This window comes from Mesobacillus sp. (assembly GCF_049588175.1).
Classification (GTDB): domain Bacteria; phylum Bacillota; class Bacilli; order Bacillales; family Cytobacillaceae; genus Mesobacillus.
Genome location: NZ_JBAVFI010000126.1, coordinates 1 through 10,748, shown reverse-complemented (window position 1 = coordinate 10,748; position 10,748 = coordinate 1). Strand labels below are relative to the sequence as shown.

7 protein-coding genes and 2 pseudogenes are annotated in these 10,748 nt (G+C 41.6%); 3 read left to right on the top strand and 6 right to left on the bottom strand.

Annotated elements, in window-relative coordinates; all coding sequences use genetic code 11:
* Positions 1-157 precede the first annotated feature (157 nt).
* Positions 158-337 carry a small, acid-soluble spore protein, H family gene (locus WB217_RS03145; protein ID WP_423990556.1) on the bottom strand — a complete coding sequence of 60 codons (180 nt, stop codon included), beginning with the start codon at positions 335-337 and terminating at the stop codon, positions 158-160.
* Between the two features lie 300 nt (positions 338-637).
* Here WB217_RS03145 and WB217_RS03140 point away from each other — a divergent pair, with 300 nt between their 5' ends.
* The 3 genes from WB217_RS03140 to WB217_RS03130 all read left to right on the top strand — a co-directional run bounded on the left by WB217_RS03140 (position 638) and on the right by WB217_RS03130 (position 4,754).
* Positions 638-2,479, top strand: a complete 1,842-nt coding sequence (locus tag WB217_RS03140) for a dihydroorotate dehydrogenase (RefSeq protein WP_423990552.1) — start codon at positions 638-640, stop codon at positions 2,477-2,479.
* A gap of 291 nt (positions 2,480-2,770) precedes the next feature.
* Entirely contained in the window at positions 2,771-4,072 is a 1,302-nt protein-coding gene (locus tag WB217_RS03135; protein ID WP_423990550.1) for an NCS2 family permease, read from the top strand.
* 106 nt (positions 4,073-4,178) lie between these two features.
* Positions 4,179-4,754: a YitT family protein gene (locus WB217_RS03130; RefSeq protein ID WP_423990548.1), complete on the top strand. Its 576-nt coding sequence runs from the start codon at positions 4,179-4,181 to the stop codon at positions 4,752-4,754.
* 76 nt (positions 4,755-4,830) lie between these two features.
* On the opposite strand, the gene WB217_RS03125 is transcribed toward WB217_RS03130, so the two are convergent.
* The 5 genes and pseudogenes from WB217_RS03125 to WB217_RS03105 all read right to left on the bottom strand — a co-directional run.
* The gene (locus tag WB217_RS03125; protein WP_423990554.1) at positions 4,831-6,183 is read right to left on the bottom strand and encodes an L-cystine transporter; all 1,353 of its coding nucleotides are present in this window, start codon (positions 6,181-6,183) and stop codon (positions 4,831-4,833) included.
* A gap of 346 nt (positions 6,184-6,529) precedes the next feature.
* Positions 6,530-6,754, bottom strand: a pseudogene (locus tag WB217_RS03120) (glutaredoxin family protein); the annotation flags it as partial.
* A gap of 172 nt (positions 6,755-6,926) precedes the next feature.
* Entirely contained in the window at positions 6,927-9,383 is a 2,457-nt protein-coding gene (locus WB217_RS03115; protein ID WP_423990546.1) for an ATP-binding protein, read from the bottom strand.
* A complete protein-coding gene (locus tag WB217_RS03110) occupies positions 9,376-9,741 on the bottom strand; it encodes a response regulator transcription factor (protein WP_423990544.1) in 366 nt (121 codons plus the stop codon). Before WB217_RS03110 ends, WB217_RS03115 begins: the two co-directional genes overlap by 8 nt.
* A pseudogene (locus WB217_RS03105) lies at positions 9,738-10,748 on the bottom strand (hypothetical protein); the annotation flags it as partial. The gene WB217_RS03110 and the pseudogene WB217_RS03105, both read right to left, overlap by 4 nt.

Below are 10,748 nucleotides of genomic sequence, written 5' to 3'. Positions count from 1 at the left end.
CTTCAACTGTATAATGGAACATGCTCATCTCTCCTCTCATTTAAAAAAGTACCTCTAATAAACAGATGATAAACCTATATAGGTATCATAAATATTGTGCCATATAAAAAAACCGCCGTACACAAATTTGCATCCCGGCGGCAGTATTGATGAAATCTCACCTTTCCTGAAGCTCTGAAATTTCCACAGTTGATCTTTCCTCCATAGGTCCTCGCAGATGAACCGTAGCAGTCCTCCCGTCTTCGTTGAGCTGGTCAATCCAAATCGAAGCTCCATTGTAAACAACATCAATCTCAGCAGATGATGATAGGATTTGTTTCACTCGCTTTGCATCCATGTTTTCCATACCTCCACAATCATTTTCCCCTCTATTTTTTCTTGAAGTATTTCTTTTTATTCAAGTCCCAGCAACAGTCTTCTTCTATTGGAAATATCTTTATAATTTTGCTTGTTAATTACCCTGAAACTAACATTAGTGCTAAAACCACAATGAACTTTACCAAAGCACTAACTTGAAAATTCTTTCTTTTACCCTGTTGATAATAATCTTAACGGAATGAAAATGAGTACGTTAAAATAGAAGATGACCTTCATTCAATTTTCTAAATGGATTTTGCAAACAAAAGGGGTTGAAATTATGCCTGATTGGTCTTATCATCCGATGTTTAAGCCCTGGCTTACACGTTTGCCTGGTAATTCAGGTCGTGAATTCATTCATAAAGGAATGTCCATGATTGCCAATATTCCTGGCGGGACTCATTTTATAGAATTTCTTGGTCATATGGCTCCCTCAGAAAAATTAACAAAGAACCTGTTCGGTCATGAATTCCAAAGCCCTGTTGGACTGAGTGGAATAATAGATCCCCAGCTTTCTGGAATCCAGGCATTTCCTCATCTCGGCTTTGGTTGCATTGAAGTCGGACCGGTAACATCCTTGCCATCCGTACCTGCTGCAGCAACATTCCTTTCCCAAAAAGATTCTGCCCTTGTTTTACCCGAAAAAACAGAGTCGATCGGGTTAGTGGCAACCATCAGTAGATTAAAAAAGCTGCGAAAGCAACAAAATCCAATTTTGATCAGGCTCGGCGAACTGGAAGCTGCTACTGAAGAGTTGGCTGATTTGGGAGATATATTTGTTATTGGATTAGATCTAATTAAAAGCATTCAAGATTTAACTTGTTTAAAACAAATTTTAAGAAACAAACCTGTTCTTTTTGCCATTAAGCATAATCAGACGCCTGCAAGCTTACCTAAGCTTAAGGTGTTAAGAGCTCTGGCAAGCGGAATCGTAATTGATGAGACTGATTATGTAGAAGATGGAAAAAGAAAGACTCCCTTGCAACAGACAGATGGCATGCTTGATGCTCTCCGACTGCTAAAAAAAGAGATTAATCTCCCGTTGATTACCTGCGGCGGGATTTTAGAGCCAGCTGACGGCCTTGCGTTTTTAACAGGTGGGGCAGAACTAATCTTTCTGACAGGAGGCTATGTCGCCACTGGGCCGGGGCTGACAAAAAGAATCCATGAAGCCTTGCTCGATACCAGACAAATAGCAAATGAGGAGGTTCCCGGCTGGATTTGGTTTTGGTTTTTTGGATTGTTCATCCTACTTGGCGGTACGGTTGCGTTATTTTTCAGTCTAACGAAGGTGATCCTTTTTTATGATGAAGCGTTCATGCAAATGAGCAGGCTTGAATTAATGGCATTGAATCCTAATCTCTACAAATTCATGTCTCACGACCGCATGACTCTCGCTGGAACAATGATTTCTGGAGGATTCATTTATATGCAGCTGGCGAGGCATGGCATTCGATATGGAATTCACTGGGCAAGAAGAGCTTTCAATATTGCGGCCATCATCGGATTCCTTGGAATCTTGCTTTTCATCGGTTTTGGATATTTCGATTGGCTTCATGGTTTATTCTGGCTCATTCTCCTTCCGTTTTACATAGTTGGATACAGGAAAACCAGTCTAGCCCATCAACCACCAACTTCAAAAAACCGCACAAACCATTCTATTTGGAAAAAAGCAGTATATGGACAGCTGATGTTTGTCATGCTCGGATTTTCTTTTGTCATTGGGGGAGCTGTCATATCTTCAATCGGTGCTACGAATGTCTTTGTGGATACAGATCTACAATATATTTGCATGACACCAGAACAAATGAATGAGCTAAATGAAAAACTTATACCTGTCATTGCCCATGACCGTGCCGGTTTTGGCAGCGCGCTTTTAAGTGTTGGCTTACTGGTTTTACTGCTGGCGCTATGGGGATTTCATGAAGGGGCTTCCTGGTTGTGGAGAACATTTCTTTTTGGCGGCATTCCGGCGTTCACTACGGGTATCCTTACGCATTTGTATATTGGGTATATCGATTTTATCCACCTGCTTCCTGCCTATTTTGCACTGGCAATGTACTTAGCTGGATTATGGCTGTCTAAAGATTTTTTTATGAAAGCAAATGAGAAGTCCGCATAACAATGTTTTTTCTATTAGATGGGTAATACTATTGACTAAAGGCTCTATTGAGTCTTTTTTTATTTGCTGTTTTCGTAACCAATGTTGCTATTAGATTCGGATTGACTTTCCACTCAAGGGTTTGTGATAAAAATCCATTCAAAAACACCAATCTTTTAGAAAACATCCTTTTTATTTTCTATAATTAAACGATTGGCAGCTTCTTTTTTAAATTATCTCTTGTAAACTTGGTTAAAAACGAATATTATATTATTTGTGTTTAAAATCGTTCGTATTTTTGGAGGAACTTTAATGTTTAAATTGAAAGAGAACAACACGAATGTTAAAACAGAAATGATGGCCGGTATAACCACATTTTTTACGATGGTATATATCGTTGTAGTTAATCCAATCATCCTGGCTGATGCCGGTGTCCCTTTTGAACAGGTTTTTACAGCAACAATTATTGCTGCTGTTATCGGTACCCTATGGATGGCTTTGTTTGCTAATTATCCGATAGCCATTGCTCCCGGGATGGGGCTGAACGCTTACTTTGCCTATTCTGTCGTTGGCAATCATCAAAACATTACGTATGAAACAGCTTTTGCTGCCGTTTTTATCGCGGGTTTACTATTTGTTATCCTTTCTCTCACATCTTTCAGGGAAAAATTAATTGAAGCAATCCCTGTTAATTTAAAGCACGGTATTACTGCCGGAATTGGTCTTTTCATCGCTTTTATCGGTCTGCGCTTAACTGGAATTGTCGCGGATCATCCGACAAACCTGGTTGCTCTTGGCGATCTTCACTCACCATCTGCATTGCTCGCTTTGGCGGGTCTTGCGATTACCCTTGTGCTCTTGATGCTGAATATCAATGGTGCGTTATTCTTGGGTATGGTGATTACCGGGTTTATCGCCTTCTTTACAGGTCAATTGAATTTCGACCAGGGTTTCATGTCTCTCCCTTCGCTTCCTGAAGGCATGATTGTGCTGAACCCTTGGACTGCCTTAATGGATGTTGTCCACAACAGCTTATACGCAGTTGTCTTTTCTTTCATCCTTGTCACTATTTTTGATACAACCGGAACGATGATCGGAGTTGCCCACCAGGCTGGTCTGATGAAGGGTGATTCCATGCCAAGAGCAAGAGAAGCCTTGCTATCCGACTCGATCGCTACAGCTGTAGGTGCCATGTTCGGTACAAGCCCAACAACAGCTTACATCGAATCTTCATCAGGTGTAGCTGCGGGCGGACGCACAGGACTGACTTCACTGACAGTAGCAGTTCTATTCATTGTGGCAGCATTCTTTGGCCCTCTTGTCAGCGCAGTGTCCGGTTTGGCTGCCATTACTGCTCCAGCTTTGATTATTGTCGGCAGCTTAATGATGGGCAGCATTTCGAAGATTAACTGGAACGAGCTAGATGAAGCTTTCCCAGCGTTCCTGATCATTTTGAGCATGCCGCTGACTTCCAGCATCGCAACGGGAATTGCCCTTGGCTTCATCTCTTATCCTTTGCTAAAAGTAGTAAAAGGAAGATGGCGCGAGGTTCATCCTTTGCTTTATATCTTCGCAGTGCTGTTCTTCTACCAGCTCGCATTTTTACCGCATTAATATCTGAACCCGCATACACGCGGGTTCTTTTTTTATGGATTGTTCTAATGCTAGTCTAATTTCATAAAAATAACTAAAGGAAGTTGGACAAGGCAGGTGATTCGTAATGTTAGGGAAAATACTCGCTGTATTGGTCGGCAGCTTATTATTGGGCATTGGTGTCAATGGATTTTTGGTTCCGCACCATCTACTGGATGGCGGAATGATTGGACTCGGATTGATCATCCATTATTTTTATGGATGGCCTACTGGATTGACAATCATTATATTAAGCATTCCCCTCTATTTATTAGCTTGGTTTCTGGAAAGAAAGTACTTTTTCCACAGTCTTCATGGTTTAATGGTCTCCAGTTTATTCATTGATTTATTCGCTCCCACTGAAAAAGGATTGAATCTCGGTGTCCTGCCAAGTGCGATTTTAGGAGGTGTACTGGTAGGCTGTGGAATTGGCCTGATGCTCCGCCATGAAACAAGTACTGGCGGAACCGATTTGCTGGCTCAGTTAATCAATAAATTTGTTTCGATCAATGTAGGTGTCCTGATATTTGCTTTAGATGGACTAGTGATATTATCAGGCATGAAGGTGATTGGGATGGAGAAATTCACTTATTCACTCTTGACCATCACCTGTGTGGGGTTGATGACCTCTTTATGTGTTATTAAGCGGGAGCAGCTAATATAGCCTTCCTTTTAATAAAAACGATGAAAAAGCCAGCCAAAATTAATTTGGCTGGCTTCTATTATATACTTGTTCCTATTTATGCTTCTGCCTCAATCTTTGCATCCATATTCCCATAGACCGATGAATCGATTTCTTTTGTGATTCGGCTGGTCAGAATACCGGATGTCATCGATCCGCTGACGTTGACTGCGGTTCGCCCCATGTCAATCAATGGTTCGATTGAAATCAGCAAACCTGCAAGGGCAATCGGAAGATTCAGTGCAGAAAGCACAAGCAATGCGGCAAAAGTTGCTCCTCCGCCAACCCCAGCAACCCCGAAGGAGCTGATGGCTACTATCGCGATTACCGTTGCAATGAACGATGGTGACAGAGGATCAATACCTACTGTTGGCGCAATCATGACTGCAAGCATCGCTGGATAAATCCCTGCGCAGCCGTTTTGGCCGATAGATAATCCAAATGAACCAGCAAAGTTGGCAATTCCTTCTGGCACCCCTAGTGATCTTTGTGTCTTAATGTTCAATGGCAATGCGCCGGCACTTGTTCTCGAAGTAAAGGCGAATGCGAGTACAGGGAATGCTTTTTTAATATATGTGACTGGGTTTAAGCCGGCAATCGTCAATAGCAACAAGTGGATGATGAACATGATTGCAAGCGCCACATACGAGGCAACAACGAATTTACCGAGTTTTAGAATCGCATCAAAGTCACTCAATGCTACTGTTTTTGTCATGATTGCAAGAACACCGTACGGGGTCAGACGCAGGATTAGAGTAACAACCCTCATGATCACAGCGTAGAATGCATCTACAATTTTAGCAAAAAGTTCTGCCTGTTCAGGCGATTTTCTTCTGACACCAAGGTAAGCAATTCCCAGGAACGCTGCGAAGATTACGACCGAAATTGTAGAGGTTGGGCGCGCTCCTGTAAAGTCAAGGAATGGGTTGGCCGGAAGAAGATCGAGAATCTGCTGCGGCATCGTGCGGCCTTCAATTCCTCCGTATGTCTGCTCAAGCTGCTCGGCGCGTGCCTGCTCGGCATCGCCTTGGGTAATCTGAACCGCTTCAAGATCAAAGCCTACAGCTGTCGCTATACCAATAGCGGCGGCCACTGCTGTTGTCCCAACAAGCAAGCCAAGGATCAGCGTGCTGATTTTCCCGATATTATTTGTAAGCTTCAATTTTGTAAAAGCAGCAAGTATTGAAATGAACACAAGCGGCATAACAGCCATTTGCAGAAATTTTACGTAACCGCTGCCCACAAGGCTGAACCAATCAGCACTTTTAGCAATAACCTCGGAACCTGCTCCATAAATAAACTGTAAGGCAAAGCCAAACACAATTCCGATTCCAAGTGCAATGAAAACACGTTTTGAAAAAGATACATGTTTCTTTTGCATGTAAAATAGACCAGCGATGATGATTAGCATAATGGCAATATTTAAAATAACAAGTCCAGTTGTCACGGGTTTTCCCTCCTCAAAGTATCATATTGAACAATATAATACACCTATTCCTATGCGTCAACTAGGAATTAAATTTATCTCCTTCCTCCAAACGATTTATATATTCATATTTATGAAAAATTTAAACGTTCCATGCCTGCCAAAATATTTATTTTCTTGAGAATCAGACTGACTCGCTTCTTCCATATCTTGAACATCCGGGGTATGACCCATTTGAAGATGTGGCCTTGTAAGATAAAAACAAGTTTCCATCAGAACAAGTTTAATTAAATGGGAACAAAAAGAAAAAAAAGCCATCAATCGATGGCTTTTACTGCTTAATGCGTTCAACGAGCTTTTCGATTTCAATGCGATTATTTTCAAATCCAATCAGCACCTTCTTCTGCTTTATGAACATCAACTTTGTGTTCGTAAAAATAAAGGCTGGTACAATAATCGTTCCGGTAATTTCCTTCAGTTCCTTTTCTCTATCTGGTACTCCCTGAACATTAATTTCCTCGTAAGGGATTTTATTTTGCGAAAGAAACTCCTTCGCTTCCTGGCAATCCGTTCACATTGGTCTTGTGAATAATGTCAGCGATTTTTTTGCCATGCTGCCCCTCCTCTTTTAAATACTGTTATACGTATTATATCTCCACTACGATTTGACCATCCAGAGATACGCCTTTCAGACAACAAAAAAAGCGGCGCATGGCCGCTTTTCTATTTTACATCTCTATTGAAGATAAAGACGCTGCCTGAACTGGCAATGAGACGGTAAACGTACTTCCCTTCCCATATTCTGAGTCGACTTTTATGTCACCGTTATGGAAATGGATGATTTCCTTGACGATAGCAAGGCCCAGACCTGTACCGCCTATGGACCTGCGGTCGGAATTATCCACCCGGTAGAATTTTTCAAACAATTTATGCATTGCTTCCGGCGGAATCCCAAGCCCTTCATCTTTAATTTCCATATTCACCTGACCCTCTTTTTCGTACAAAGCAATCTTTACTTCTCCTCCATCCGGAGAATATTTGATCGCATTATGAACAAGGTTGGTAAGGGCTTGCTCCATTTTCTCTCTGTCACCGATGATCCTGTCGCTGCCAGCGGCAAAGTCGAGGATTAATTCATGCTTATCTGATTGCACCTTTTGGAGATCAATCACCTTTTGAATGATTGGCAGCAATTCGATCTCCTTGCTTTCATAGCATTGCTTTCCTGCCTCCATCCTCTGGATATCAAGAAAATCATTGATTAAGGCAGTCAGCCGCCCTGCTTCATTGTAGATAGTCGTTAAATATTTTTTCTGGCGATCAGACTTTAGCTCCCTCGTCAGGATCAGCTCGGTAAAACCAAGGATACTTGCAAGCGGTGTCCTCAGCTCATGGCTTACCGTGCTGACGAATTCGGATTTAATCCTGTCGACCTCGAACTCCTTCGTAATATTGCGATGGACAAAGATTGTTCCCAATTTTGCATTGCCATGGAATAATCCTTCACAGTAAACCTTATACACCTGCCCACTATTGCTTTTATAAATATAATGACGGTCAGCTGAAGAAAAACGGTCAAGACTCGATACTTCTTTTCTTAAAAAATCGATAAAATCTTCTGATTCAGCAATATGCCTTGATAGCAGTTCTGTCCATTCCTCCCATGAACAGCCGTCCATTTTTTGAAGCCGGTCAGGGCAGCCAAACATTTCACAAAACTGCTTATTGACCTGAAGGATGGCCCCATCTGTATTGACCAGCTGTACACCCTCCTGAATTGTATCGAGGATGTCCTGGTTCAGTCGCCTAGCCTCCTCAGATTTTTGGTACAGGCTGATTTTATCCAAGGCGATCCCGATGTTTTTAGCAAGAGCCTCGTACTCTTCCATTTTCCTTAATTCGAAAGGCGCATCAGAACGGCTGAACGCCATTACGGCTATCAGCTTTTTACCAGATAAAAAGATCGGGAGGTACAGGTCATGCGCATATAACATATTTGTGTGGAATCCTTTTTCATCTTGCCTTGAATCTCTTTTCATAATAAAAGGCTTTCTATCCATTTGCAGTCTCTCAACTATTCCACTGAATAGTAAATTGCTCCTGAATTGCTTTACTCCATCTGTCGCGATGCCATAGGATGCATACGAATCGTCATCAATGAAAGCAATGATCCCTTTTTCAGCACCGATAATCGGGCACATGTTCATGACGACACTTTCCAATACTTCCTGTTTATCAAGAGAATTTGCAATCTTGTTAACGAGTTCATTTCGGCTGTTCAGTCTTAGTTCATTGCCCTTCACAATCTCGAGTGCTTCCTGAAGCTCCAGCTGCTGGGCATGCAGCTCATCCTGCTGTGCCATCAGCTCTTCATTCTGTGCCATGAGGTTTTGCTCATTCTCCTGAATGCTCGCAACCATTCTATTGAATGCAACAGAGAGGATTCCAAGCTCATCATTCCGCTCGGAATCAACTTCTATGACTGCGTCCCTGCCACTGGCTATCTCATTTGCAGTGGATGCAAAGCTTGCAAGCGGCTTAGCGATTTCGCTGAACATGATTCTGGTAATTCTGAGCAAGACAATTAAAAATAGGAGAATGAAGGAAACAAAGCCAATTTGCACATATGCCTGCATTTTTGACAGTTCCTGAAAATTCTTATCAATCTGGGTGTCGATTTCCTTAATATACCCATTGATTTCTTTCTTAATGCTAGTGACCCTGTAAGTTGCCCCTGAATTAGCGGCTTCTACTACAGCTTCATAATTCCCACTCTCGAAATCTTCTAATGCATCAGGCAAAGTCGAGACAAAATAATAATCTGTAAATATTTCGATGTGATTGAGGAATTCCTGATCCTGATAATCGGATGCCATTTCCTCAAAATGTCTTGTATGTTCCCGTATCTCAGGCTCCTTATCGAGTGCCGCTTTTTTTAAATCCTTATTTCCATAAGCAATATAACCCCGGACATCCATGAAAGCCTGGTTAAAGTCTTCACTGATTTCCTGGACAAGGCGCTCCTTCTTCTCAAGCTCCCTGTTTTTTGAAGTATAGGTTTGGTTGAGATCATAAAAGCAATACAGCAAGATTGCTGCCAGAATTAAAAAAGCGGTGATAAATACACTCATCAAGTAAATAAACCGCCGTACGATACTGTTCTTTTTAAACAATATTTTATTCATGCAGGATATCTCTCACTTTACCCAGTAGTTCTAAAGGGCTGAAAGGTTTCGCAATAAAATAATCTGCACCCGCCCCAATTGCTTTTTCTTGTTCTGACAGCTGGCTTTTAGCCGAAAGCATAAGTATGGGAACAGCATTGTTGATGCCTCCCTTTCGCACTTTCTCAATAACTTCGATCCCTGAATAAGCCGGCATCATATAATCTATGATAATAAGATCATATTGGCTCTCCTCAGCAAATTTCAGTGCAGCCAGTCCATCCTCTGCTTCTTCCACATGAAATTCTTCCTCTTCCAGAGTATCAATGATCAGCATTCTTAAAATTTCATCATCCTCAGCCAGCAAAATCCGTTTCACTGGTTTTCCCCCTTGCTGCGGGCATTATTGAAAGTTTCTTTCATGATGCCGTATGAAGTCTTCGTTCGTTCGTAAAACTGCGGCTGCTCCCATTCCTCCCATTTGTAGAGGACACTATTTTTTAGTGATCCAGGATCATTTTTTGGAAGAATAGAAGTAATATGGCCCCCCTCTATTGCTGCAGCTGCTAAATGAATCCCTTCAATCTTTTCACTTCCAGTAAGACCACTTTCATAAAGATTGCCCATGATTTCCCTGGTACTTGGGTCCTTAACATTTAACAACTGCCATGGGATGCGGATTTCAACAGTTTTTCGATCGTCGCTAGTACTTATATCGGTAAGTGAATCGAATTTTTCATCAGAAGGATTAGCTGTTCCATATTTTAAAATGCCAGTTTCATAAGATTCAAAAGGAATTTTAATGTTCTCTACTGGTTGTGTCATTTCCTTGTTTAGCGTCAGCATGATTGGATGGAAGATTCCATTGTTATTCCGCTCTGCATATTTTTGACCAGGAATCATTTTTAGTGTTTTCCCATATTGAAAATAGTAAGGATCATAGTAGCTGTCTACGAGTATTCTGGAATGATCCGGTCCTGAGAGATTAATCACAAAATCGACGCCAAAATCAGCCTTTAAATCTATTCCATTTTTAAGCTTCAATTGTTGTTGCCCTTGACCAGGAATGGTATCCAAGAACACATAAGTGCTCTGCTTATTCCAGTCCAACGGTTTGGCAAAATCAAAGCGAAGATTCAGATATGCTGCATCTGAATCTGCAAATACTTGTCTCAAGTCACCGCTGGAGGATTTAGCTAATGGCTGGATTGCTTTTTTATCCCAATCTTTTTTTCTGCCATCTACAAATATACTTGAGCTCAGCTTCCCGGACTCGAAGCTCATCAGTCCAAAATTCTGCTCATTCGTCTGGCGGTTTGCCCAGTATGGACGGCGTTCCGGATTATCATAATCCATATTGTTCCATGTCCTTTTGAACCATTCATC